Source organism: Actinotignum sp. UMB0459 (genome assembly GCF_051905915.1).
GTDB lineage: Bacteria > Actinomycetota > Actinomycetes > Actinomycetales > Actinomycetaceae > Actinotignum > Actinotignum sanguinis.
This window is the reverse complement of sequence record NZ_JBQAIK010000009.1, coordinates 1-25,233: the sequence shown is the minus strand read 5'-3', so window position 1 is coordinate 25,233 and position 25,233 is coordinate 1. Positions and strand designations below refer to the sequence as shown.

Genomic DNA, 25,233 nt, shown 5'->3' with positions numbered 1-25,233 from the left:
GATTGTGTCCTTCGGACTTAAGCGATGATCGCGGTGCCGCTCTCCCCGGAAATACCCTGTTCGGCCTTTTCCAGAGAGGTAATAATGGCGCGCTTGCCAGCCACGCCGTCCACGAATTCGAGGCAAGCCTCCACCTTGGGCAGCATGGATCCGGGGGCGAATTGTTCTTCCTCGATGTACTGGCGGGCCTGAGCCACCGTCATTTCGCGCACGTCGCGCTGCGTGGGCTTGTTGAAATCAATGGCAACGGCCTCCACTGCGGTGAGGATGAGGAGCGTATCGGCATCGACCTCCCGTGCCAACAGCGCGGCGGTGCGATCCTTATCGATCACAGCCGCAACTCCGCGGTACCCTGAGCCTTCCTTAACCACCGGAATGCCTCCACCACCGGCCGCGATCACGATGGTTCCTGCTTCCACGAGGGAGCTAATAACATCGCGTTCCACGATAGAGACGGGGAGCGGGGAGGCCACCACCCAACGCCAGCCGCGCCCAGCATCCTCCACGTACTTGTTTCCGGTTTCCTCCATGAGTACCCGGGCTTGCTCCTCGGTGAAGAAGGCCCCTACCGGCTTGGTGGGGCGCCCGAAAGCGGGATCTGCGGCGTCGACCTCAGTCTGGGTGACCACCGAAATAACGGGGCGGGCAATCTGCCGTGCCGCGAGTTCAGCCTCAATGGCCTGCTGGAGGTGGTAACCGATATAGCCCTGGGACATGGCGCCGCATTCGGCGAAGGGAATCGACGGTGTTTCCCCTGCGGCCGCCGAATTATCTGTTGCTACCTTGATCATGCCCACCTGCGGACCGTTTCCGTGGGTGACAACGACGTCATTGCCGGCTGCCACCAAATCCACGATGGACCGAGCGGTTTCCTTAATAAGTTCCAGCTGCTGCTCCGGGGTCTTCCCGAGCGCATTGCCGCCGAGGGCGACCACGATTTTCTCGCCGGCGGTGTGAATATTTTCCTGAGTCATCATCTGTCCTTTTCACGCGCGGGCGACGCGCCGCGGGGTGGCCCTGCTACCTGCAGCCAGCTCCCCCGGCATCGTCGCCCGCGCTTATCTCGGCACGGCCGCGCGGGCGCGTGCCTGAACCCTCTTAGGAGAGGGTCGCGTACATAACGGCCTTAATGGTGTGCATGCGGTTCTCCGCTTCATCGAAGACGCGCGAACGCGGACCTTCGAAGACCCGGTCTTCCACTTCCATTTCCGTCACTCCGAACTTCTTGGCGATTTCTGCGCCGATGGTGGTGTTCGTGTCATGGAAGGAGGGCAGGCAGTGCATGAAGATCGCTTCCGGATCTGCCTTGTCCATGAGTTCCTGGGTGACGCGGTAAGCTTCCAGCTCCGCGATACGCGAGGCCCATACCTCGTCCGGTTCGCCCATGGATACCCAAATATCGGTGTAGATCACGTGGGCCCCAGCCGCGGCAGCCGTGGCATCTTCAGTGAGCGTTACGCTGCCGCCGGACTCCGCGGCGAGTTCCTTGCAGGTATCCACCAGCCACTCTTCGGGCATGCGATCCTTCGGGCCGCAGGCCACGAAGTGGAGACCCAGCTTCGAGCACACCACCATAAGCGAGTTCGCCACGTTATTGCGCGCATCGCCGAAGAACACAAACTTCTTCCCCTTAATGCCGTCCTCAAAGTTTTCCTGCACGGTGAGGATATCGGCGAGCATCTGGGTGGGGTGGAAGAGGTCGGTCAGGCCGTTCCATACCGGCACGCCGGCCTTGGCTCCCATTTCTTCCACGAGTTCCTGGGAGAAGCCACGGTATTCGATGCCGTCGTACATGCGGCCGAGCACCCGGGCGGTATCTTCAATGGATTCCTTCTTGCCCATCTGGGAACTGCCCGGATCCAGGTAGGTCACTCCCATGCCCAGGTCCATGCCGGCCACTTCAAAGGAGCAGCGAGTGCGGGTGGAGGTCTTTTCGAAGAGCAGCACAATATTCTTGCCTTCGAGGTAGCGGTGCGGGGTACCGCTGAGCTTAAGTTCCTTGAACTGCGCGGATAGACGCAGCAGGTAGCGGATTTCATCGGGCGTAAAATCGAGCAGCTTGAGGAAATTGCGTCCGCGGATATTGACAGCCATTGTCGTTCCTTTCCTAGCGCGGTCCGTGGTCCCGTTCGGGCAGAGCGGCCAGCGGTAACGGGGTCTTCTTTGGCCCCTGGGATCACTGTTGGCTGTCCAACCCGTACCCGCCTCGCGGCGAGAGGATCATGTCCCGGCCCCGGTTCCCCGGGGGTTGGTTTTACTGTGCATGATCTGGGTCACGCGCGCTAGGAAAATCCGGGTGGAGCGCGGGTGGAACGTGGTTTAGCTCCAATTCTTCGCTACTAAACCCCACTAAACCCGCGTATTTCCGCGCTTTAATCGCCCTCGTTGAGCGCGGCGCGGTAGAGCTCATTCGTGCGCAATCCGGTGCGAGCGGCCACGAAAGCGGCGGCGTCTTTGCGGCGCAGGCCGAGCTGACACAGTTCGGCGACGTCGCCCACGGCCCGCGTGCGCACCTGTTCTTCCCTTTCCGCCGCGCTACTTCCGGTTACGACGACGACGATCTCGCCCAGGGCCCCTTCGCTGAACCGCTGCGCGAGTTCGGCCAGGGGCCCGCGCACGATTTCCTCGTGCGTCTTGGTGAGCTCCCGGCATACCGCCGCTTCGCGCCCCGGGCCGAAGGCGGTGACGAAATTGGCGAGGGTGGCACCTAGGCGGCGCGGGGATTCGAAGAAAATCATGGTGCGTTCTTCGCTAGCCAGAGCCGCGAGCGCGGCGGCCTGCTCCCCGGTTTTACGCGGAAGGAAACCTTCGAAAGTAAAACGGTCAGTGGGAAGCCCCGAAGCGACGAGCGCGGTGAGCGGAGCCGAGGGGCCGGGTACCACCGTCACGGGAAGACCGGCGTCGCGTGCGCGTACTACCAGGCGGAACCCGGGGTCGGATACAGAGGGCATACCCGCATCACTGACCATGAGCACCCGAGCGCCCCCGCGCGCCAAGTCAATGAGGTGGGCACCGCGTTCGGCTTCATTATGTTCGTAATAGGAGAGAACCTGGGCGCTCACCTCAATGCCGAGGCGGGCGGCGAGCTGGTAAAAACGGCGGGTATCTTCCGCGGCCACGGTATCGGCCCGCGTGATTTCGGTGCGCAGGCGCGGCGAGGCATCGGAGTCATTTCCGATGGGGGTGGCGGCAAGAACAATTCCCGCGTGCTGACTTTCGTGCTGATCGGGGTGGTGGCCTTCGTGCTGTCCCGCGTAGTGACCTGTGCTCATTCTGCTATTCTGCCACGCGCAGCACCACGGCGCGGACGCCTAGTTATCGATAGAATCCGCACGTGAGCGAAAAACGAAGCGAACCCATCGGGCACCTCCCGCGCGAGTGCGCGGAGCGCTATGAAGACGAGCTACGCGGCCGGCTCGGACTGGCCCCGCGCGGATTAGACTGGCTCACCCGCGGGGAAAAACGCCTGGGATGGTGGATCACCGGAGCGGTCACCCTTATCGCCGCTTTTACCCGGTTCTTCCGCTTGGGTTTCCCCGACCGCATCATGTTCGACGAAACCTACTACGTCAAAGGTGCAAATTCGCTGCTGCGTCTGGGCTACGAAGTTGATTGGCAGGGGGGCACCGAATTCGATGCCGCTTTCGCCGCGGGCGACTTCTCCCACACGTCACCGGCCGGGGACTACGTGGTTCATCCCCCGCTCGGCAAATGGATCATGGCGGTCGGGCAGGCCATTTTCGGGGAAACTTCCCCCTTCGGCTGGCGTTTTATGGTGGCGCTGGCCGGCACGCTCGCGGTGGCGCTGCTGGTTCGCATCGCTCTGCGGCTCTTCCTCAACCCGTGGCTGGCCGGGGTGGCCGGGATCGCGATGGCCCTGGATGGCATGGGTATCACCATCTCCCGCATTGGGATCCTCGATAACCTCCTGGCTTTCTTCGTGCTGGCCGGATTCTGGGCGCTTATACGTGACCGCGATTGGACCCGGGAGCGCCTGGCGCACCGGGTTGCGGCCGGGCCGGTGCGCGCGGACGGCCACCCGGTCGCCTGGGGCCCGCGGGTATGGTGGCGCCCCTGGATGCTGGCCACCGGGATATTCCTCGGGCTGGCCTGCGGGGTGAAATGGTCCGGGATTTACGCCGTGGCGGTTTTTGGCCTGGTGGCCTTCTTCTGGGGTATGGCTGCCCGCCACGCGGTGGGGCTGCGCCTCTGGGTAGGCGCCGGAGTCTTCCAGGAGGGAATCCCCGCTTTTATCCATCTGGTTCCCACCGCCGCGGCCACGTACGTGGCCTCTTGGTTCTCCTGGTTCCGCGATAGTCGCTCCTGGGGGCACGGTTGGGCAGCCGGCGTGCGCCACAGCACCCCCGAGGCCCTCCCCTTCCCGTGGCTCCCCAATTCTTTCAACGACCTGGCGCATTACCACAGCCAAATGTGGGACTTCCACAACGGGCTCTCCACCCCGCACACCTACCAGTCCTCGGTCTGGCAGTGGTTTGTGCAGTGGCGCCCGGTCTCTTTCTGGTGGCGGACTTCCGAAGAAATGGCCGGGCAGTGCCCGAGTAGCGAGCGTTGCGTGCAGGCGGTCACCTCGGTGGGCAATCCGGTGGTGTGGTGGCTGGCGCTCCTCGCCCTTGCCGTGGTGCTCTGGGTGGCTTTTACTCGTTTCGACTGGCGCGCCTGGGCAATTCTGAGCGGGTACCTCGCCATGGCCGCGCCGTGGTCGCTATATATGGATCGCACTATTTTCCAGTTCTACGCCATCGCTTTCCTCCCCTTCGTAGCCCTCGCCCTCACCTACGGCCTCGGCTATATCACCGGTGCGCTCGGCGCCCCGCACGCGCGCGGGAACGGGCACGTGCGCGCGGATGGATACGACGACGCCTGGAGCCACGCGGACTTTATCCGTGAGGAGCCGGTTGGAATATGCGCCTATCCCGTGCGCTGGTGGCGGTGCCGGATAGGTCGCCGCACGCTGACGGCGTGCGGCGTCGTCGTCGTTCTTATTACGCTGGCGGCGCTATTCTGGTACCCGATCTGGACCGGGCAAACCGTCTCCTATGAGTTTTGGCGCCTGCACATGTGGCTGCCGTCGTGGATTTAGCGCGAGCGGGCGCGGGACAAGCGGCAAACTAACGATGCTCGCATTTTCGGACAACGTTCAGAAACTTTCCAGACTCGGCGGGCATGCTACCCGATGTGACCGGACCACCGCGGCAGCCGCGGCGGCGGCTAGGTGCGGAGTGAGGAAAGGACGTTTCACATGACCGATGAGTGGCGTAATGACTCGGGTGAACCGGGCGCGCAGCAGCCGAATGCGATCCCTGCCGGACAGGGCCAGCCGAACGTGAATCCGAGCCAGCCCAGCGCAAGCCAAGCCGGCGGTGCGCAATCGAATAGCTACACGAATGCGTATCACTACCCCAGCGCTCCCTCCACCGGGAACACTTCCGAGCAGCCGCCCTATCCGGGCACTTCGGCTGGCAGTTCCGCGGGAGCTAACGCAGGCAGCCCCGCAGGCAGCTATTCTGGCTACGCCGGCGGGAACTACACAGGGAACGGATACAGCGGGGGTTACTCCAGGACCTATCCTCAGGGCTCTCATGGCACGTACCAGGGAACTTATCCCAGTTCCTACCCCGGTGCCTCCCAGCAGCAGTCCGGCTACGGGTATAGCTACGGCGGACAATTCGGGGCCGGAACGCAATTCGGAGCAGCGCCGCAATTCGGCGGCACATCGCCATTCGGCGGCGCCCCACAATTCGGGCCAGCGCCGGTCAAACGGCGGTCGAAAGGCACCACCGCCATTCTTGTCATTATCGGTATGGTGGTCGCGCTGCTCGTGGGCACCGGGGTGGGATATTTCGGCCTGGCTCCCGAACCGCAGGCGAGCTCGCCTTCCGTCAAAGACCCTTTCAGTTTCCAATATAATGACGGACTGACCGCCCCGAATGACGGACGCCAGCAGGGCGGGGCCGAACCGTATATGCCGATCCCGCGGGATTTCCCCACCCAATTACCGGGTGGTAACCACGGCGCGGATGGGCCGATTGACCGGGGTGAAAAAGTTAGCCCGGCGGGTGTGGCCATTATTAACGCGCGAATGGGATCCGGCATGGGTGCCGGCAGCGGGATTGTCCTCACTGCGGACGGCCAGGTGCTCACAAATTATCACGTTGTTATGGGATCGGATGCCATCCAGGTCGAGATCCCGGCAACCGGGAAAACCTATGCTGCCAGCGTTATCGGGCATGATGAAAAACGCGACGTCGCACTTCTGCAGCTCAAGGATGCTTCCGGGCTCACCCCGGCAAAAATTGCTAGCACCCCGGCTAAGCAGGGCGATAAGGTCAGCGCTGTGGGCAACGGGCGCGGCCAGGGCTATCTCACCGAAATTAAAGGCGAGGTAACCGGGCTGGGCATGGACGTACGGGTGGCTACCGAGGACGGCCTGAGCTTTGACACCCTCAAGGATATGATCGTCACGGATGCCGATGTGGTACCGGGTTACTCGGGTGGGCCGATGATGAACGCCCAGGGTGAAGTGGTGGGAATGAATAGTGCGGCTTCGCAGGGCACCACCTCCGCGCAGGTGTACGGCTTCGCCATTCCCATCGAGCGGGCGCTGTCCATTGTGGAGCAGATCCGCGCCGGGAAGAGCGACGATAGCGTGACCGTGGGCAAGAATGCGGCCCTCGGGATTACCGTAGGACTCAGCGAGCAAGGTCGCGTGAGCGTGCTGGCCGTCGGCCCAAATTCCGGGGCGGCGAAGGCCGGTATTAAGGAAGGCGATACGATTCTCAGCCTGGACGGACAATCGGTTTCGAGCCCGGCCCAGGTAGCCAAGCAGGTGCGCACCCATAAGGTAGGGGACACCATCACCCTGGAAATTTCGCGCGGCGGCGGTGCCCCGCAAACCATTGAGGTAACACTGGGTGAATCGCCGGTGAACTAAACGCTCAGAGACACACGGGAGCCGCGCCCCCATAGAACTGGATCACCGGAACGCGGCAGGGATACCAGAAGGGGACCTGAATAGCTGAGCTGTTCAGGTCCCCTTCGGTGTTCCACATGGAGCGATATACCGCTCCGGTACTTCAAGACGCGGGGGTGTTCAGGCCCGCGGCCTTGGAGACTTTACTTCGAGGCGAGGCGGGCGCCTTCCACGAGCGTTTCGAGCTTCGCCCAGGCAATGGACGGGTAAATACGCCCACCCAGTCCGCAATCGGTCGAGGCGATAACGCGCTCGGGACCCACCAGCGAGGTGAAATGCTCGATACGCTGCGCCACCAGTTCGGGGTGCTCCACCACGTTCGTCGAGTGGGAGACGACGCCCGGGATGAGAACCTTATCATCCGGCAGAGCGATATCTTCCCAAATCTTCCATTCGTGGGCGTGGCGAGCATTGCCAGCTTCGAAAGTCAGGCCCTGCGCATTCGCCTTCAAACACAAGTCCACGATGTCCCGGAAGGGAATATCGGTGGTGTGGGGGCCGTGCCAAGAACCCCAGCACACGTGCAGACGCACGAGTTCCGGGTCGATACCTTCCAGCGCGTAGTTAATCGCTTCAATGCGGCGAGCCACCCAGGTGCGGTAATCCGCAACGGCCGGTTCCGGATTGACCTGGTCCCAGCCTTCAGCCAGCGAGGGATCATCGATCTGGACGGTCAGGCCGGCATCGGTGATGATCTTGTATTCCTCGTGGAGGGCATCGGCCATCGCGGTGAGGACTTCATCTTCCGACTTGTAATGCGTATTGGAAATACGCGCTGCGGACCCGGGAGACAGCGCCGCGATAAACCCGGAGGAAGCATCAAGCCCATTGGCCTTGAGTGCCTTGAGGGTAAGATCGACGTCGCGCTGGGTTTGTTCGGCACCGATGTAGGTCACGGGGCCGGTGATGGTGGGCATGGCCACTTCCTGGCGCTTGGCCTGGTGAATTCCCGATTCCGGATCCGTGTAGGCGTCCTTGAAGCGCTGCCAATCACGGCGCTGATCGAAGGGGACGAGCTCAACCGCTCCCCCACCCGCGGTGGCAGCCGCGTGGAATTCGTTATCCGTAAATTCCAGCCCGCCCAGGCGCGAGAAGGAGTACCACCACCAGGAACCGTAATTGGTTACTTCGGTCATGATGTGGCCGTATTCGCCGTCGTTAATAATATCGAGGCCGATGTCCTTCTGCCGCGCAACAACGCCGGCAACTTCCGCGTCGAGCTTTTCCTTGAATTCAGCGTCGCTAATCTGGCCGTTCTGGTGTGCTTCGTTGGTCGCGCGCAGCGAATCGGTGCGCGGAAGGGAGCCGACATGAGTGGTCTTGATCTTCGTCATTATAAAGTCCTTTGTACTGGGTGTGGTGATGGAGATCGGTCCGACTTAGCGTATCCCATCAACGATACGACGCCGCAGCGGCGGGTGCTCAGTGAGACGTAACGGACCGGAGCGAGATGTCCTCGCGCGCGGAATCGCCCGAAGGCCAAGTGGAATCCGCGCTAGCCCAGCATTCGCATTCGGGCGGCGGGCATCGTCATGGCAGAGCGAGGATCAGTGAGAACCATGGTGCATCCTTTCCGTCCGAATCGGGGCGCCGGGGCCGTGCCGCCGGCGTTGTTATCAGGTGATACCCGTTGTGGGCACCTACCTCCAGTAGCCTAGAGGGAATTATTAAGCTACGTCAAATTATTGACCACTATATGAGACGAGGGTTATAGGTTGGGCTATAAGGCCAGGTGCGTGGGTAGTTAAATGGATAAATAGACAAAAGTGGGTTTTACATCCGGGATTTGCCCTGTTGCAGCAGCGATAAGTCTGCCTATGAGGCTTGAGTACCTCAACGAGCCTGCTTCCTTGATATCCGTGGCATGACATGTTTTGACGGAAAACCCGTTCCCTCCGGGCTCCCACGCGTAACAGCCACGGGCTGGGCAGAGGTGTCAAACCGCGCATTTTGAACCGTTAGGGACGCAGAATGTACGCCACGGACATTAAACAGCCGAAAAACTGTCACCCACGTACATCCTGTTAACCGGCCCTGGCGTCATCACCCGCTCAACATAGACAAGCGTAGACGATGTGAGCCATGATGCCGATAAATAGCAATGCATCGACAGTAGAGCTCACAGGATGCACCCTCACGACAGCGAGCCCCACAGGATGCAGCTCCACGACATCAAAACAATTTCTTAACGTAGTTGCCGTTGCACTTCGATTTCCAGAAGCCGCAACAACCGGCCCGCGCAAATCTCACAGGCCTCACAAACCCCAATAGTCACACGAGCCCCTGCTGGGGTGCTATGTATTTTCAGAGCTGTACTGCACTTGTCGTACACGCGAAGTACATCCCGGAAAAACATATCTTCCTCACCGGCACGGCGAGGTGAGATAAGTCGGCAGCCCCTTTTGTCTATTAACCCATATACCCGCAAGAGGGATACAGAATGGGCCCGGGTAAAAACCCGGACCCATTCCGCGTGAAACGATGAAACAGTTGAGGATAATTAGCCTAGTGGCAACCAGCCTCGGAACTGTTGTTAGTGCCAGAGGCAGGTTCGCTTAGGCAAACTTGCGGTAGGCCACGAAAGCACCGCCGGCCAGGAGGAGCAGAGCAGCTCCACCAGCAGCCGCACCGGCATCAACACCGGAGTTGGCCAGCTTCTTGGCGTCGGCCTTCTTGACTTCCTTCTTGGGCTCAGCCTTCTTCTCGGCATCCTTCTTGGGCTCAGCCTTCGGATCGACCTTCTTGTCGCCGTCCTTCTTCGGGTCAACCTTGGGGGTCTGACCCTTCAGAGCGTCAAGAGCCTTCTGGGCGGCATCCAGTTCGGCAACGGCCTTGTCGTAGGCACCCTGAAGCGCCTCAACACCCGGGAACGCATCAAGGGCTTCTTCAGCGTAGCTGAGGGTACCCTTCTGGATCTCGATGTAACGGGGGGGTGTCAGCGATATCAGTCTTGATATCCTCCACCGAGCGGAGACCCGCAACGCCCGCCTGCGCGGTGTTCATGGCCTTCTTGGCATCAGCCATAACCTTCTGAAGCGCTTCATCATTCGGGTTGGCTTCGAAAGCCACCCGAGCCTTATTGTAATTTTCCTGGGCGGTAGCCAGAGCCGCGTAAGCAGCCTCAGCCTTCGCAAGTTCCGCGGGAAGTTCAGCGTTGACGACCTCAAGTTCGGTCAGCTTGGCCTTCGCGTTCGAGACGGCGATTTCGAGCTTCTCAAGCTTTTCGGAAGCGGCCTTCAGTTCCGCTTCCGCGGCAGTAACCTTAGCCTTCGCGTCGGCCACAGCCTTTTCAGCCGCCGTGGTGTCGGCAGCGGTCACCTGCGGTGCATCAGGCGCGGCAGGAGCAGCGTAAGCTACACCCCCCCCCCGCGGCGAGCATGACACCAAAGGTAGCGCCAGCCACAATCTTCTTCAACTGCATGTCTACTCCTATGTATGTATGTCCATGGCATGAATCCCTTAGCAGAGGTCCTATCGACCGATCCCATTCGCCAGCCGTTCACTCTACTAAGCACCTGCCACAACAGTCATAATACTTTATTGCGCACTATTAATATACGAGAACGATGAGATTTTCGGAACTCTGCGACCAGCGCCACTCGGGGGGATTTTCCATTTTAATTTCGCGCCATATTAACATTCCGATTTCATTTAAGATAATCATCTATCCAGGCCACAGATACATCAGTCGAATTAATATACCTTGCTCTTCAACTTCTTGACCAAAGTCCCCCCCAGGCAGTCACGCGCACCGAAGCCGGCGTTCAGGCCGGGCACACCCGTTGTGTGACTATGCAATTGGTGCTGCATACCGCCATCCTCTCCCATCCGCATCTCGTGTACCACACCGCTCTCCTCTGCCTGACCTTGTCCCGCCTTTACCCTCCGCACTCCCTCCACAGCTGTCCACATATCCCACAATTCCCCACCCGGGCGCCCGAGGCGATAAGCTCAAGGCGCTATAAGCACATTCCTCACGTATCGGGAAAGACCTCTATGTCCACGAATTCCACGCCGGTTCCATCCGGCACTCCGGCGCCGGGAACACCGATTACCGGCGCACCCGCAGCTACAGGCACCCATGCCACTACTCACGCCGCGCACCTGCACCGGGATCTCCACAATCGCCATATTCAGATGATCGCGCTGGGCGGGGCCATCGGAACGGGCCTCTTCTACGGCTCGGCTTCCTCTATTAGTCTGGCCGGTCCGGCCATCCTCTTCGTCTACCTCATCGGCGGATGCACGATCTATCTTGTTATGCGCGCCCTGGGTGAGATGAGCGTGCACGAACCGGTCCCCGGCGCCTTTTCCCATTACGCCTACAAGTATTGGAGCCCGCGCGCCGGCTTTATCTCCGGCTGGAATTACTGGTTTAACTACATTTTCGTGGCCATGTCGGAACTATCCGTCGTCGGCCTCTATATCAACTACTGGTTCCCGACGGTTCCCACATGGCTCACCGCCGCTTTCTGCCTGGTTTTCATTACGGCCGTCAATCTACTCGGGGTGCGCGCCTTCGGCGAATTCGAATTCTGGTTCGCGCTAGTCAAAGTCGTCGCAATTATCGGAATGATTGTGCTGGGGATTCTTGTGCTCGTTGTCGGGCTCCAAGAACCCCACCAGGTCCCGCCCGGAACCTCGTTCGCCGAGCTTGTTTTCCCCAACGGCCTGAAGGGGGCGACCTTCGCTTTCGTCGTCGTCATGTTTAGTTTCGGTGGCATTGAACTTATCGGCATCACCGCCGGAGAGGCAGACGACCCACGCCGGTCCATCCCGCGCGCTATCAACCTGGTCATTCAGCGTATCCTCATTTTCTACGTGCTTTCGCTCGCCATTATTATGGCGGTCATCCCGTGGCGCAGCATCGACGGGCACGCCAGCCCCTTCGTCCAGATTTTCGACTCGGTGGGGATTACCTTCGCGGCCCATATCCTCAATTTCGTGGTGCTCACCGCCGCGCTTTCCGTCTACAATTCCGGCCTGTACTCCAACGGCCGCATGCTCTACTCGCTGGCGCAACAGGGTAACGCCCCGCGCATTTTCGCTACGCTTTCGCGCGCGGGTACGCCCTACGTGGGAATTTTGACGTCCTCGGCTGTGACCGTGGTGGCAGTGATTGTGGTCTTCGCTTTCCCGAACTTCGCTTTCGGCTATCTGCTTTCCATCGCCCTCATCGCGGGGATTATCAACTGGACAATGGTCATGATTACCCAGCTGAAATTCCGTGCCGCACTCGGCCCGGAACGCGTGGCGAGCCTCAGCTACAAGCTCCCCGGTGGCTTGGCCTCCAGCCTTTTCGTGCTGGTTGCGCTCGCAGCCTGCGTGGTGCTCATGCTGTTCCAAGATGCCTACCGGGTGGCCGTTTTCGTGGGTCCGGCCTGGCTGCTGCTCCTCACTATCGCATACCAGGTAAAAGTTGCGCGTGAGAAGCGCCATGCGCGCGCGTAGTTATTAAAGAAAGTACGACGACGGCCGGGGGGGGGGGGGGGTGGCTGCCGCCCCCGCCATTAACGCCCCTGGGTGATTTTGCCCACACGGCGCCCACGCGGTCGCCATAATAAAGGCTTACATATATCCCAAGCCTGGCGACATAAATTCAACCCCCCCCCCCCCCCGGGGCCCCCCCCCACGCCTGGCCCCGCCCCCCCCCACGCTTGTATTCGGCTGGCCGATGGGCACCCGCGGCCCGCGAGGCAGGCCGGCCTTATCCCTCAGCTACTTCAGCTGCCTCCAGCCACTGTTCTTCCAGTTCCTCAAGCTGGCCGGTGGCCTCACTCAGCTCTTTGCCAATCCGCGCGAGTTCCTCATAGTCCCCGCTCACCGCACAGGCAGCGCTGCGCTCCTGCGCCTTGGCGATCTGCTCGCGCAGCCGCGCCATGCGTTTTTCGATGCGTTGCACCTCTTTGCGGGCTTCGCGCTGAAGGGCACTCGCGCTTTTCACAGTTCCCGCCCCGGACCCGGCGGCCGCCGCCCCAGCGCTGCCTGCACCGGCCCCGGCCCCACCTGCCCCGGCCTGAACACCGGTGCCCGCGCGTGTTCCCGCCGCGGCAGCGGCCTGCTCGCGGGCTTCCTGCTCCTGCTCGCGCAAACGCAGATATTCATCAACACCGCCCGGCAAGTCCCGCACCCGGCCATCCAGCACGGCAATCTGGCGGTCCGTCATGCGTTCGAGCAGGTAGCGATCATGGGAGACCACAATGAGGGTGCCCGGCCAGCCGTCGAGCACGTCCTCCATCGCGGCGAGGGTATCGGTATCCAGGTCATTGGTCGGTTCGTCCAGGAGCAGCACATTCGGTTCCGCCATGAGTAGGCGCATGAATTGCAAGCGGCGCCGCTCCCCACCCGAGAGTTCACTGACCCGCGTCCAGGCACGTTCGCGGGTGAATCCCATCCGCTCGGTCACCTGGCTCGCGGTGAGTTCTTTCTTCCCCACCTGCACGCGAGCTGCGACGTCGTTCACGGCCTCCACCACGCGCAGCTCGGCCACCCCATCGAGTTCGCGGGTGTGCTGGGATAGTTCCGCGAGTTTCACGGTGGCACCGCGTTTGACGTGGCCCGCCGTGGGCTGGAGCCGCCCGGCGATCAGCGCGAGCAGCGAGGATTTCCCGGCGCCGTTCGCACCCAGAATCCCCACGCGTTCACCCGGCGCAATCCGCCAGGTCACCCCGCGTAAAATTTCCGGCCCGCCACCGTAGCGCAGGCTAACATCCTCCAGATTGACAACTTCTTTACCCAGGCGGCTGGCGGCCATGCGCGTCATTTCCACGCTATCGCGCGGAGCCGGAACATCCGCGATAAGGCTTTCCGCCGCTTCGATACGGAACCGCGGTTTGGAAGTGCGGGCCGGGGCACCGCGCCGCAACCACGCCAGTTCCTTCCGCAAGAGGTTATTGCGTTTTTCTTCAGCGAGTGCGGCCTGGCGTTCGCGTTCGGCGCGCTGGAAAATATAGTCCGAATACCCGCCCTCGTAGGTTTCTACCCGACCGGGAATCTGCCCGCGCGGGCTTTCCACCCCGGGCACCACTTCCCACAGTCGCGTGGCCACCGCATCCAGGAACCAGCGGTCGTGGGTCACGGCCACGAGCGCTCCGCGCGGGCGCGGCCCACCGAAACGCTCCTTAATATAATTCGCCAGGAAGGTAATCCCTTCGACGTCCAGATGGTTGGTCGGCTCGTCGAGAATAATAATATTCGCCTCGCGGGTAAGAGTATGGGCCAGGGCCACCCGCCGGCGTTGCCCGCCGGAAAGCACACGCACCCGCGCCTCGAGGGGAATATCGGGGAGCAGCCCGGCATGCAAACGCCGCACGTGTGCGTCACTGGCCCATTCGTGGCGCGCGGTGCCCGCGTGAATCGCCTCCAGCACCGTGGCATCGGGGAGCTCATCAGCCTGGGTGAGCGTGGCGAATTTTGCGGTATTGGTGGGAATAACCTCGCCGCTGGTGGGCGCGAGCGCCCCGGTGATGAGGCGCAGCAGTGTGGTTTTCCCTCCCCCGTTCGGGCCGACGACGCCGATGCGGCTACCGTCCTCTAAACTCAGGGAAACGTTGCTGAGGATATCGCGACTTCCCAGGCTGACGCCCACGTCATGTACCGAAAGTAAATGTGCCATAGCTGGTGGTCCTTGGAGTGAGGGATTCTAGTTGGCGAAGTCGCGGGCCTGCGCGATCCGCACAAAATCATCGATGGTGAGGGTTTCCCCGCGTGCCTGAGGTGATACTCCGGCCCGCTCGAGGATAGTTTCGGCCGCAGCCGGGCTGCCGGCCCAGGAACCCAGGGCACTGCGCAGGGTTTTCCGGCGCTGAGCGAAAGCGGCGTCGATCACCTGAAAAACACGCTCGCGCAGTTCATCGGTACCGGGCGCGGGCCGCAAGCGCAGGTGAACGAGGGCGGAATCCACATTGGGTTCCGGGTAGAAAACGTGGCGGGAGATTTTCGCGCCCCGAGTGGCGCTCCCGTACCAGGCTGCTTTCACGGAGGGTACCCCGTAGGTGCGTGACCCGGGGGCGGCGGCCAGGCGGTCGGCTACTTCTAGCTGCACCATCACCGTGATGGTCTCCAGGCTGGGCAGGGCTTCCATGAGGGTGAGGAGCACCGGCACCGCCACGTTATAGGGAAGGTTCGCCACCAGTGCGGTGGGCGCGAAGGTCGGTGTGCTGCCGGGGGTGCTGGTGCCGGAGGTTACGTTGGCGGTATCCACTACGCCGGCTACGGCCTCGATCTCGCCGGTGCATAGCGCGGGCGGGCAGGCGAGCTGTTCAGGCCCGGTGATGCTCAGGGCATCCGCGTGGAGCAGTGCGAAATTTTCCGGGGAGCTGTGGCGGCGCGCCACGGTATCGGGGAGAGCGGCGGCCAGTGCGGCGTCGATCTCCACCGCGGATACGTAAGCGCCGCTTTCCAGGAGCGCCAGGGTGAGTGAGCCCAGGCCCGGGCCGATTTCGAGGACCCTATCCCCCGGGCCCACCCCGGCTTCCCGCACGATTTTGCGCACGGTGCCGCCATCGTGCACGAAGTTTTGCCCCAGGGTTTTGGTGGGGCGAATATTCAGGGCCGTGCACAGCGCGCGCACGTCCACCGGGGTGAGGAGGGCAGTTCCAGCCGGGGTGCGACCATCCGCGGTATCACCGGCCGAGCCACTACCGGCCGTGCTGTTACCGGGCGAGTCCTGTTGAGCAATATTATTGGCGACCACAGATGCAGTGTACCCGGCTTGGTGAATGCCGTCCGAATGCTCCGTCAAAATCCGCACCTGCCAAAAATGCGAACCCTTGATGGTTACACCCACACGATTAAGAAGAGATACACAAGAATGAGAATCACGGCCGCCACCGCCGCGATCAGTAGGGCAAGTGCGCGGCGTCGCTGCCGGCCAGCTGCGCCACGGGAACCAGAAGAACGCCCGGTATCCTCAGAACCCCGTGACTCCCCCGACTCCTCGGCGAGGAATTTACCCCACACCAACCCAGCACCCACCAGGATCACAAATTGAATAATCCAGGCGTACCAGGGTAGACCCACCGACCGCAGCCCAACCATCGAGATAAGTGTCATCCCGCCGGCCAGCACCGCGATTCTGAGCATGTGCATGAGCTTCGTTTAAGCGCCTACGCCGTTTTAGTACCACCCGCGGGAATTAGAGTGCCCGAGCGCAGCGCAGGGGCTGCCGTAGCGGCCTTCGATATAGCCCAAGCCCCAGCGGATTTGGGTGGCCGGATTGGTCTGCCAATCAGCGCCGGCAGAAGCCATCTTGGAGCCGGGCAACGCCTGCGGAATACCGTAGGCACCCGAGGAGCTATTTTCCGCCAGGTGATTCCAATTCGATTCCCGATTCCACAGCGTTACCAGGCAGGAGAACTGATCCTGACCCCAACCGTAGGCGGAAAGCATACCCGAGGCGATTTCCTGGGCGGTACCGGCCGGAACCACACTGGCGACCGCAGCCGCTCCGCTCCCATCAGCACTTGCACCCGCCACGGCAGCGGCGCTTTCCGAGGTCCCCACCTTGACCACTTCATCCACGCGGGCCTGCTTGACCGCGGAGAAAGTCAGAGTGCGAGCAACTTCCTTGCCGTTTTCCACCCGGATTTCATAGGTGTTGGCAGAAATGCCATCCTTACCTTCGGTTTCCACCTTGGTGGTACCTTTGGCAAGCGCGGCGTCGTCCACCTTGGTAGAGCCGTGCGCATCCACCACTTCTTCGGTGATCACGCGCGTTTCCACCCGGGTAATCGTGACCTTCGAGCCCGGAACAACCGGCGCGGCAAGACTCTGCGAAACAACGTCATCCCCGGATACCGTAATCCCGGCTTCTTGCAGCGCATCCCCGAGGGTGACTGCCGTGGTGGTGAGGGTACGTTCTTCGCCTTCAAAATTAACGGTGAAAGAGTATTCGGATACCGTGGCGCCCGCGGTGCGAGCCACCGGGAAACCATCCGCATAAGCATTGGCAGGCATCGACATATGCGACATCAGGCCAATACCGCTACCGGCCAGCAGCACAGCCCCGAGCGCGGCAACCCCGCGCCGGCTGAGCGGGAACGCATTGAGCTGGGCGTTCGCGGCGGAATCCTCCACGGCGGCGGGTGCCTGGAAAGCGGTGCCGGTGGCCTGCGGCCGAGTGGCCAGCACGGCCTGAACAGCCTCACTCACCGCGCCGCGTTCCATCATGAGAGCCCGCGACCGCGGACCCGGGGTACGAACCTCAGCCCGAACAAATTGCTCGAGTCCCATTCCCTGTGCGCTGTGACGCCCCACTAAACTTCCTCCGTTGCTTGCGCGAGTACCCTCCGGCCTCACTTTTATAACGAAACTATATTGAGTGTAACCATTTCGTAACATTCGGACAATGATTCGGAGGGAAAAGCTCGCTTTTCTTGAGATTTTTAGGAGCGCTCAAATTGTGGTCACCTGACTTTTCCGCGGATTCTCGGGGTTTTTACGCGTATCGCACGACGGCGCCGCTAGCGGCCACATCGTAATCTGAGCGTTATTTCACACCACTGGGGAAGGCTGAAGAACCTCGTTCGGGGAGACAAAGCTAACGCGCCCCCAGCGCGGGCGTTACATCGATTACATTTAAGGCTATGAGCACTCAATATCCCGGATACGCACAGCAGCCTGTCCCTCCGAGCTATCCCGTCCCCTCCGCACCGAAGCGCGGCACCGGCGCGCTGCGCGGCCTGGCGGCTCTTACCACCGCACTGAGCATCGCTCTTATTATCTTGTGCTTCACACCAGCCCTAGCCCGGGGTGAGGATAATGCCTCTATTATTGGGCTGGCGAATCCGGGTGGCGTGTGGCTGCCGGTGCTTGTGTACGGCTGCGGTGTTCTTCTGGCGCTGCTAGCGGGAGTGCTCGGTTTGTTCACCACTGGCCGGGCAGCCCAAGCCTTTTCTTGGCTGGCACCGCTGGGCGGAGCAATCACCCTGGGCGGGCTCGTGGCACTCTCCCTGGATAGTTCGGTCGGCGCTCTTCGCGAATTCGGGGCGCAGTACACCGCGCTCTTCTGGGCGACCGGCGCACTGGCCTTGATTCTGGCACTGACCGGCATCGCGCAGGGAGTGGCCGCAGGAACAGCCGCGAAGAAATCCGCGCGGCCCGCGTACCCGGGCTACCCGAACTATCCCGGTTACCCCAGCCCGGCATCGCAACAGACGTATGGCCAGGGCTATCCGGGCTACCCGGGGCAGGGTTATCCCGGCCAGGCCGGCCCCGCAGGCCAGGGGTACCCGGCCCAGGGCGCACCGGTGCCGGGCTATCCGCAAGGTTACGGCCAGGGCTATCCGGGCCAAGCTCAATATCAAGGCCAATCTCAATATCAAGGCCAGCCAGCTTATCAGGGGCAAACCCAGCCGTACCGGCAGGCATATGCGCAGCCCGGGCAGAACTATGGCAAGCCAGCTGCCCAAACCGAGCCTTCCGGCCAGACTCCCGAATCTGAAAGCCCCCAGAGCTAAGAGCAGGGCTCAGCACAGCGCAGCTCAGAGCTAGCTAGGCTGCGCCCAGTTCCCCGTACACCGCCCGGGTGTTTTCCAGGAGCTGGGCGCACCACTGCGCTTCAGCCAGTTCGCGCAGCTCAGCTCCGAAACGCACCGTCCACGCCATCACGTAGGGGGCGTTTGGGTGGCCGCGCCACGGAACCGGCGTTAGGTAGGGTGCGTCTGTTTCCGCGAGGATGAGCGCGGAATCAAAAGCATGGAAAGCAGCGCGGAGCTCATCATTGGCAGGGTAGGTTATTTGCCCGCCAAAACTTCCGTACCAGCCTTCGCGGTTACACAGCTCGGCAAGCGCGGCGTCGCCGGAAAACGCGTGGAAAACCACCCGGCTCGGGGCACCGTCACGGCGCAGCACCTCCACGCAATCAGCGTGGGCCTCGCGGTCGTGAATCTGAACGGGCAGGTCGAGCTCGCGCGCGAGGGCAAGATGAGCGCGGAACGCCTCGATTTGCGCGGCGCGGCCCTCCTCAGAAGTACGGTAATAGTCGAGTCCCGTCTCCCCAATCGCAACGACGGCCTTGGAGCGGGCCGCCTGCGCCACCCGGTCGATGGCCTCCTCCAGACTGAGGGCATGGTGCGCGGCGAGCTCCTGCGCTAAACCATCCGGGCCCGTCGCGGTGATTCCGCGATGCCGGGCAGCTTCATTGGGGTGAATAGCAAGGGCTGCGGAAAAGTGGGCCGGGTCCGCTTCAGCCACAGCCACCGTGGGCAGAAGGTCCGGGACCTCACACGCGCAGGTAATGGCGTGGCACACCCCGGCAGCCTCCATGGCGGCAGCTTCCTCATTCGGCAGCATCCGCCCGCGCGGTGGGGTAAGCGTAGCATCCGAGTGACCTGCCTGCGCTGCCCCCGCCGGCACCCAAATATGGGTGTGGTTATCCACCACCGGACCGGCGAGCTTTTCCGGGAGATCGGGCAGATACCAGCGGCGCGCCCGCTTTTTCTCCTTCGCGGAGAGCGCCGCGAATTCCTCCGGCGCTAATTCGTTGCGAAGAATCCCTTCCCCCGCTGCTTCCTTGCCCACGCTTTAGGCCTTATCGATGCCGAGGCGCTCCAGCTCCTCAGCAACCACGCTGGCATCCAGCTTGGTGAACACCGGGGACGGCTTGGCAATCGGGGTACCGACCTGGACCTCCACCCGCTCCCACGGGTGCAGATTAGAATAATCCCCGGTAATAATCGGGTAGGGCTTACCTGAATCGAGGTCGGTGACCTCCTCCAGGCGCGGCATCGGGGCAATATCACCGGCCCCGCCCAGCACCCGATCCACCGCGTTCGACGAATGCGGGAGGAATACGCTCATCATGGTATTGAGATCGGAGACCGCCTGGATAAGGGTGTGGAGCACCGTGCCCAAGCGTTCGCGCTGGGAAGGATCCTTCATCTTGAAGGGTTCGGTAGCGGAAACGTACCCGTTTGCCTCCCGCACCAGCCGCATAATTTCCGTGAGTGCGGCGCGCTGGCGGTGCGCGGCAATGGCATCACCCACGGTGGTGAATCCAGCTTCCACCGCCTCCAGGAGCTCCCGGTCCACATCCTCGAGCGGCCCGGCCGCCGGGATTTCCCCGAAGTTCTTGGCAATCATGGCCGCGGTGCGATTGACGAGGTTCCCCCAACCGGCCACCAGCTCGGAATTATTACGCCGCACAAATTCCGCCCAGGTGAAATCAGCATCGGAGGTTTCCGGGCCGGCAATGGAAATAAAGTAGCGCAGCGCATCGGGCTGGTAGCGCGAGAGCACATCACGCACGTAAATAACCACGCCCTTGGACGAGGAGAACTTCTTGCCTTCCATGGTGAGGAATTCCGAAGCCACTACCTGGGTGGGCAGATTAAGCGCACCCAAATCCCCGGGCTGGCCGCCGCGGCTCCCCTCCCCGTTATAGGCAAGGAGTTCGGCCGGCCAGATCTGGGAATGGAAAACAATATTATCCTTCCCCATGAAGTAGTAGGAACGGGCCTCCGCATCATTCCACCAGGCCCGCCAATCCTCCCGGCTCCCCACTCCGCGCGCTTCACGCCGGCGTGCCCATTCAATAGAGGCGGATAGGTAGCCGATAACGGCGTCGAACCATACGTAGAGGCGCTTGGAGCGTTGGTCTTCCCACCCGGGTACCGGAATGCCCCAGGTAATATCCCGGCTCATGGCACGGGGGCGTACATCCTCCAGAAGGTGCTTGGAAAATGAGATGACGTTCGGGCGCCACTTCCCAGATTCTTCCACCTCATCAAGCCACTGCCCCAGGCGTTCCGCCAGCGCCGGCAAGTCCAAGAAATAATGCTCGGTTTCGCGGAATTGTGGGGTTTTCCCGGAGACTTTGGAGACCGGGTCAATAAGATCCTGCGGATCGAGTTGGTTACCGCAACTATCGCACTGGTCCCCGCGTGCGGAGGTGTTACCGCACAGTGGGCAGGTGCCTTCAATATAGCGATCCGGGAGAGTGTTCCCGGTTTCCGGATCGAAGGCAACCGGGGTGGAGTGCACCACCATGTAGCCGTTATCGCGGCATACCTCAAACATCTGCTGCACAACCCGCTCATGATTAACCGTGGTGGTGCGGGTGAACAGGTCATAGGAAAGCCCGAGCGCCACGAGGTCCTCCACAATAATGCGATTATTGCGGTCCGCGAGTTCTTCCGGGGTGATTCCTTCCGCGTCAGCCGAAACCAAAATAGGGGTCCCGTGCTCATCGGTACCCGAGACCATGAGGACATCCTCCCCCACCATGCGCATATAGCGAGAGAACACATCCGAGGGAACACCGAATCCAGCAACGTGACCAATATGGCGCGGGCCGTTGGCATACGGCCAGGCAACAGCGGAGAGAATATGAGTCATAGCCACCATTCTACTCGTGTGCCGGCAAGCGTGCCCGCTAGCGCGCCCGCATCCCCGCGCCTAAACTATAAGGGCGCGGTGCTCCCACAGTGATTGACCATCCGGCCGCCGCGCACCGCGTGATGACCCGCTTCATCAGGAGGATGACTATGGATGAGACCCGCGCACTCATCATTGTTGATGTACAACCCACATTCTGCGAAGGCGGCAGCCTCGGGGTAGATGGCGGTAACGCCGTTGCCGAACGCATTGCAGATTTTGTCACCGATAACGCCGAGGAATACGCTCTCATCGCCACCACCCAGGATTGGCATATTGATCCGGGCCCGCATTTTTCCGAGAATCCGGATTTTGTGGATAGCTGGCCGCCCCACGGTGTGGCCGATACCCCGGAGGCGGAGCTGCACGAATCCATCGCGGCTCTTCCTATCGACGTCCAGTTCAAAAAGGGCCAGTACGCCTCGGGCTATTCAGGTTTCGAGGGCACCGATCCGCAAGGCAATCTCCTCGAGGACGTGCTGCGCACCGCCGAGGTCACGGATGTCGACGTGGTGGGTATTGCCGAATCGCATTGCGTGCGCGCTACCGCGATTGATGCGGTCCGTAACGGTTTCCGCACCCGCGTTTTTTCCGACCTCACCGTGCCCACCTCCCCGGAACTCGGGGCCGCGGCCCGCGTAGAGATGGACGAGGCAGGCGTAGAGCAGCTGCAATCCTCAGAGGCTTTCGGTTTTTACGAAGAGTCCGAGGCGCCGGATGAATTCGATGATCCGTACGACGACGCAGCAGCTGCCGAGGAGGAACTCGAGCACCTCGATGAGGATTACGAGCTCTACGAGGACGACGATTTCGACGACTACGCCGAAGAGGATGAAGATATCGACTTTTCGGATGAGGTCAATGAGTCCGATTTCGATTTCTCCGATATCGACTACCGCCCCGGAATGGACTCCGCGAAATAACGCGGGTGTGCCAGCCGGCCCGCAAGCGGCCCGCTAAACCGAGCGCCAGAAGTCTTTCACCAGCTCCTCACGGTTAGCTACCTGGCTTTTCTTGAGGATATTGTGCACGTGTACCTTCACCGTGGAGGGAGACAGATAGAGCTCGGTAGAGATCTGGGCATTTGTTTTCCCGCGCATAAGGTAGCCGAGCACTTCTTCCTCGCGCTTCGATAGTCCGCGCGCCTGGGAATAGAACACCAGGGAGGATTCAATGAAATCTTCCTCCAGGTGGTTGACGGTTTCCGGGGGCCGGTCGAAGTGGATGCGCAGCACCCGCACCCCGAAACGCATCACGTGGACGACCCAGCAGATATACATGAGGTTTTCCAGGAAATTGCGTTCAGGAAGGAAGGCAAGCGCGGAAGCGCTATGCGCCTGGGGTGCCACGAGGAAAATGAACGTAATATTCCAGGCGAAGGTCCCCAGTACCGTCACCCAGGTGGTCACGTAGAGCCACCGGTGGCGGCGCTGGCGGATTTTCTCCACCCCGGTGGTGGCGCGTAGGTAATTCCACGTTGCCACACTGAGGATCCCGATGACCACGATGCCGCGCATAGAGAAGAACACAAACTCCCGCCAACCCGGGTCGGGAATCATTAAGGCGCCAGCGCTCCCCACAATGAAAATCCCGGCCGGAATGAGGGCACTGCGCCACTCCACTTTCACTTCCGGTTCGGTCATGAAAGTGGCGTAGGTGAGCCAGATAAGGCCCATGAGTAGCGCGCCCAGGGTAATCGATTCCACGGGCGCGGTAATGTGGTAAACGCTGTCAATATTACGTGGGTGGGTGAAGTCCGTGCGGGCCACGGTTGCGACGTCGAAAAAATAGACAAGAAAAAGGGCGGCGCAACACAAAAACATGCGCCGGCGCGAAACGAGGTAACACGCAAGCGCCGTCGCCGAACCCATGAGGATGAAGAGTCCCACCATCCAGGTGTAATAAAACAGCCCAATCGTCATTGCATAGCTCCGTCGCCTTCACCACGCGATTCCACCACGGTCGCCCGCCACGCAGGATCGCGAGCGCGAGTACCTCGCGCCGTACCGTCACATTATAAAAGCATTAACCGCTGCTACCGGAAATCCCGGACCCGGAATGCACGCGGTGGCTCCGGCGGTACCAAGGCCGCCGGAGCCACGCGTTTCGGCTATTTTTAGCCGTATTCTTCGCGCCTATGCGCCGTAGATAAGCACCTGAGCCACGCAGGCCGCCCCGCCGAAGCCGAGCACGAAGAGCACCATTGGCCACACGAAGCGGAACCAATGCTGGTACTTCATATCGAGCATCTGCAAGGTTGCCATGACCAGGCCCGTGGGTGCCAGGAAGAGCATCGCGTACTGACCCCATTGATACGCACAAACGATGATCCACCGCGGGATACCCACGGCATCGGCCAGCGGCGCCATAATCGGCATGGCCAGCACGGCCAAACCGGAGGAGGAGGGCACCACAAAACCGAGCACGAAGAAGATCAGCAGCATAATAATGATGAAGAGCGGGCCGGACATCCCCGAGACCAGGTTCGTTGCCGAGTGGAGCAGCGAATCCGAAATCAGCCCGTCGTTCATCACGATATTGATGCCGCGCGCCAGCCCGATGATAAGCGAGACACCCACCAGGCTCGAAGAGCCCTCGATAAAGGCGTCCGTCAGCTGTTTCTCATTGAGCCGGTCCTTCCCGAAGAGGGAAATCGCCATAACCGCGATGGTGATGGTGAGGAAGGATGCCGCCATGGTCGGGAACCACCAGCCCATAGCCATGACGCCCCACACCATAATCGGGAAGGCGGAGACGAAGAGCACGAGGATGAGTTTCTTCTGCCAGTTGAAGGCTGGCACATCATCCGAGTGGGTAGTCATCGCCCACTGCTTCTCAAAAGCCTCGTGATCTTCGTACACATAGGACTTCGTGAAGTCCTTCTTAATCATTTTTGCGTAGCGATGCAGGTACCACACCACCACGATGGCGCCCACGATACAGCCGCCCACGCGCCAGATAATGCCGTCCGTGAAGGGGATACCTGCCGCGTTGGAGGCGATCACCACGGAGAAGGGGTTGATGGTGGAGAAGGTGGTTCCCATGGACCCGGCCAGGAAGATCGCACCCACGCAGATAATCGAGTCGTAGCCCATGGCCAAGAATATTGGTACCAGGATTGGGTAGAAGGCCACCGCTTCTTCTTCCAGGCCGCACAGCGATCCGCCTACCACCATGAAGACGGCAACCGCGAAGACGAGGAGGAATTCGTGTCCCTTAGTTTTCTTCGTCAGCGCGATGAGCCCTGACTCGAAGGCACCTGTTTTCCTCACCACCCCGATCAGGCCACCGAGCACGAAGATGAAGACCATAATGTCTACCGCTTCGATCGTGCCGTGCACCATGGCGACCGGAATATCGGCAACACTGGCCGGGTTCTGCTCGAGGGATTCATAAGATCCCGGAACCGAAATCGGCTTATTGAGGGCCCCGGAGGTGAACTGGGAGATATCAATATCCATCCCCAATTCGCTCAGGGTTTCCTGGGTACCCGGATATTCGGTGGTATCCCCGTGTGGGCTCAGCACCGAGAAAGTGCCGGTATCCGAACTGTAGCTCAGCTTCGCGTAGGAGCCTGCCGGCACCAGCCACGTGGCGATGGCTGCCACGATGGTGAGGAAGAAAAGAATCGTGAAAGCGCCCGGAATCGTAATACCGCGCCGCTTCTTACGTGTCTTTTTCGCACCGGAATCGCCGTCATTGGAATCGCCACTGCCGGCGGTTGCGGCAGCGCTTTCATGATCCGCGACGACGACGCCCGCAGCGTCCTCCCGGCCGCTGCGGTGTTCGCGCCCGTCCGGGGCGAGGTTGTTATCCATGCCGCCGGCCCCATTGCCGGCTGTGGCATCGTTTGTGCGTGTTGTCAT

General features: G+C 61.3%; 19 protein-coding genes. 5 read left to right on the top strand and 14 right to left on the bottom strand.

Annotated features, from left to right (window positions below):
- Window positions 1-17 precede the first annotated feature (17 nt).
- The 3 genes from arcC to rsmI form a co-directional block, all read right to left on the bottom strand.
- Window positions 18-977, bottom strand: a complete 960-nt coding sequence (arcC, locus tag ACTFPK_RS03025) for a carbamate kinase (protein WP_336622595.1) — start codon at window positions 975-977, stop codon at window positions 18-20.
- 121 nt (window positions 978-1,098) lie between these two features.
- Complete coding sequence (gene argF, locus ACTFPK_RS03020; protein ID WP_439911051.1) at window positions 1,099-2,094, bottom strand: ornithine carbamoyltransferase; 996 nt, start codon at window positions 2,092-2,094, stop codon at window positions 1,099-1,101.
- A 278-nt stretch (window positions 2,095-2,372) separates the two neighbouring features.
- On the bottom strand, window positions 2,373-3,272 hold the full coding sequence (gene rsmI / locus ACTFPK_RS03015; RefSeq protein WP_439911049.1) for a 16S rRNA (cytidine(1402)-2'-O)-methyltransferase: 900 nt from the start codon (window positions 3,270-3,272) through the stop codon (window positions 2,373-2,375).
- A gap of 62 nt (window positions 3,273-3,334) precedes the next feature.
- On the opposite strand from rsmI, the gene ACTFPK_RS03010 reads away from it, so the two are divergent.
- On the top strand, window positions 3,335-5,101 hold the full coding sequence (locus ACTFPK_RS03010; protein WP_439911048.1) for a dolichyl-phosphate-mannose--protein mannosyltransferase: 1,767 nt from the start codon (window positions 3,335-3,337) through the stop codon (window positions 5,099-5,101).
- Between the two features lie 159 nt (window positions 5,102-5,260).
- The gene (locus ACTFPK_RS03005; RefSeq protein ID WP_439911046.1) at window positions 5,261-6,952 is read left to right on the top strand and encodes a trypsin-like peptidase domain-containing protein; all 1,692 of its coding nucleotides are present in this window, start codon (window positions 5,261-5,263) and stop codon (window positions 6,950-6,952) included.
- Between the two features lie 182 nt (window positions 6,953-7,134).
- Here ACTFPK_RS03005 and ACTFPK_RS03000 read toward each other — a convergent pair whose 3' ends face one another.
- The 3 genes from ACTFPK_RS03000 to ACTFPK_RS02990 form a co-directional block, all read right to left on the bottom strand.
- Entirely contained in the window at window positions 7,135-8,325 is a 1,191-nt protein-coding gene (locus tag ACTFPK_RS03000; protein ID WP_439911044.1) for a cobalamin-independent methionine synthase II family protein, read from the bottom strand.
- Window positions 8,326-9,546: 1,221 nt separating this feature from the next.
- Window positions 9,547-9,972, bottom strand: a complete 426-nt coding sequence (locus tag ACTFPK_RS02995; protein ID WP_439911043.1) for a hypothetical protein — start codon at window positions 9,970-9,972, stop codon at window positions 9,547-9,549.
- On the bottom strand, window positions 9,878-10,309 hold the full coding sequence (locus ACTFPK_RS02990; RefSeq protein ID WP_439911042.1) for a hypothetical protein: 432 nt from the start codon (window positions 10,307-10,309) through the stop codon (window positions 9,878-9,880). Before ACTFPK_RS02990 ends, ACTFPK_RS02995 begins: the two co-directional genes overlap by 95 nt.
- 678 nt (window positions 10,310-10,987) lie before the next feature.
- Here ACTFPK_RS02990 and ACTFPK_RS02985 point away from each other — a divergent pair.
- Window positions 10,988-12,442, top strand: a complete 1,455-nt coding sequence (locus tag ACTFPK_RS02985) for an amino acid permease (protein WP_439911040.1) — start codon at window positions 10,988-10,990, stop codon at window positions 12,440-12,442.
- A gap of 256 nt (window positions 12,443-12,698) precedes the next feature.
- Here the strand turns inward: ACTFPK_RS02985 and ACTFPK_RS02980 are convergent, their stop codons facing one another.
- From ACTFPK_RS02980 to ACTFPK_RS02965, 4 genes are all read right to left on the bottom strand, one after another.
- Window positions 12,699-14,606 (bottom strand): ABC-F family ATP-binding cassette domain-containing protein, encoded by a 1,908-nt coding sequence (locus ACTFPK_RS02980; protein WP_439911038.1) that lies wholly within the window; start codon window positions 14,604-14,606, stop codon window positions 12,699-12,701.
- Window positions 14,607-14,633: 27 nt separating this feature from the next.
- Window positions 14,634-15,569, bottom strand: a complete 936-nt coding sequence (locus ACTFPK_RS02975; RefSeq protein WP_231366739.1) for a ribosomal RNA small subunit methyltransferase A — start codon at window positions 15,567-15,569, stop codon at window positions 14,634-14,636.
- Between the two features lie 200 nt (window positions 15,570-15,769).
- Window positions 15,770-16,081 carry a hypothetical protein gene (locus ACTFPK_RS02970; RefSeq protein ID WP_016443236.1) on the bottom strand — a complete coding sequence of 104 codons (312 nt, stop codon included), beginning with the start codon at window positions 16,079-16,081 and terminating at the stop codon, window positions 15,770-15,772.
- 27 nt (window positions 16,082-16,108) lie between these two features.
- Complete coding sequence (locus ACTFPK_RS02965; RefSeq protein WP_016443237.1) at window positions 16,109-17,248, bottom strand: G5 domain-containing protein; 1,140 nt, start codon at window positions 17,246-17,248, stop codon at window positions 16,109-16,111.
- Window positions 17,249-17,577: 329 nt separating this feature from the next.
- On the opposite strand from ACTFPK_RS02965, the gene ACTFPK_RS02960 reads away from it, so the two are divergent.
- Entirely contained in the window at window positions 17,578-18,450 is an 873-nt protein-coding gene (locus ACTFPK_RS02960) for a hypothetical protein (protein WP_016443238.1), read from the top strand.
- Window positions 18,451-18,484: 34 nt separating this feature from the next.
- Here ACTFPK_RS02960 and ACTFPK_RS02955 read toward each other — a convergent pair whose 3' ends face one another.
- Both ACTFPK_RS02955 and metG read right to left on the bottom strand, forming a co-directional pair.
- Window positions 18,485-19,513: a TatD family hydrolase gene (locus ACTFPK_RS02955; RefSeq protein WP_016443239.1), complete on the bottom strand. Its 1,029-nt coding sequence runs from the start codon at window positions 19,511-19,513 to the stop codon at window positions 18,485-18,487.
- A gap of 3 nt (window positions 19,514-19,516) precedes the next feature.
- The gene (metG, locus tag ACTFPK_RS02950) at window positions 19,517-21,328 is read right to left on the bottom strand and encodes a methionine--tRNA ligase (RefSeq protein ID WP_439911037.1); all 1,812 of its coding nucleotides are present in this window, start codon (window positions 21,326-21,328) and stop codon (window positions 19,517-19,519) included.
- A 149-nt stretch (window positions 21,329-21,477) separates the two neighbouring features.
- On the opposite strand from metG, the gene ACTFPK_RS02945 reads away from it, so the two are divergent.
- Window positions 21,478-22,290: an isochorismatase family protein gene (locus tag ACTFPK_RS02945; protein WP_439911035.1), complete on the top strand. Its 813-nt coding sequence runs from the start codon at window positions 21,478-21,480 to the stop codon at window positions 22,288-22,290.
- Window positions 22,291-22,323: 33 nt separating this feature from the next.
- Here the strand turns inward: ACTFPK_RS02945 and ACTFPK_RS02940 are convergent, their stop codons facing one another.
- Window positions 22,324-23,289, bottom strand: a complete 966-nt coding sequence (locus ACTFPK_RS02940; protein ID WP_439911034.1) for a helix-turn-helix transcriptional regulator — start codon at window positions 23,287-23,289, stop codon at window positions 22,324-22,326.
- Window positions 23,290-23,502: 213 nt separating this feature from the next.
- Window positions 23,503-25,233 carry a YfcC family protein gene (locus ACTFPK_RS02935; RefSeq protein WP_284894964.1) on the bottom strand — a complete coding sequence of 577 codons (1,731 nt, stop codon included), beginning with the start codon at window positions 25,231-25,233 and terminating at the stop codon, window positions 23,503-23,505.

What these genes read in the sequence shown, in the direction of transcription:
- arcC (WP_336622595.1), bottom strand. Translation starts at nt 977, where the DNA reads ATGATGACTCAGGAAAATATTCACACCGCCGGCGAGAAAATCGTGGTC.
- argF (WP_439911051.1), bottom strand. Translation starts at nt 2,094, where the DNA reads ATGGCTGTCAATATCCGCGGACGCAATTTCCTCAAGCTGCTCGATTTT.
- rsmI (WP_439911049.1), bottom strand. Translation starts at nt 3,272, where the DNA reads ATGAGCACAGGTCACTACGCGGGACAGCACGAAGGCCACCACCCCGAT.
- ACTFPK_RS03005 (WP_439911046.1), top strand. Translation starts at nt 5,261, where the DNA reads ATGACCGATGAGTGGCGTAATGACTCGGGTGAACCGGGCGCGCAGCAG.
- ACTFPK_RS03000 (WP_439911044.1), bottom strand. Translation starts at nt 8,325, where the DNA reads ATGACGAAGATCAAGACCACTCATGTCGGCTCCCTTCCGCGCACCGAT.
- ACTFPK_RS02985 (WP_439911040.1), top strand. Translation starts at nt 10,988, where the DNA reads ATGTCCACGAATTCCACGCCGGTTCCATCCGGCACTCCGGCGCCGGGA.
- ACTFPK_RS02980 (WP_439911038.1), bottom strand. Translation starts at nt 14,606, where the DNA reads ATGGCACATTTACTTTCGGTACATGACGTGGGCGTCAGCCTGGGAAGT.
- ACTFPK_RS02970 (WP_016443236.1), bottom strand. Translation starts at nt 16,081, where the DNA reads ATGCACATGCTCAGAATCGCGGTGCTGGCCGGCGGGATGACACTTATC.
- ACTFPK_RS02960 (WP_016443238.1), top strand. Translation starts at nt 17,578, where the DNA reads ATGAGCACTCAATATCCCGGATACGCACAGCAGCCTGTCCCTCCGAGC.
- metG (WP_439911037.1), bottom strand. Translation starts at nt 21,328, where the DNA reads ATGACTCATATTCTCTCCGCTGTTGCCTGGCCGTATGCCAACGGCCCG.
- ACTFPK_RS02945 (WP_439911035.1), top strand. Translation starts at nt 21,478, where the DNA reads ATGGATGAGACCCGCGCACTCATCATTGTTGATGTACAACCCACATTC.
- ACTFPK_RS02940 (WP_439911034.1), bottom strand. Translation starts at nt 23,289, where the DNA reads ATGACGATTGGGCTGTTTTATTACACCTGGATGGTGGGACTCTTCATC.
- ACTFPK_RS02935 (WP_284894964.1), bottom strand. Translation starts at nt 25,233, where the DNA reads ATGACAACACGCACAAACGATGCCACAGCCGGCAATGGGGCCGGCGGC.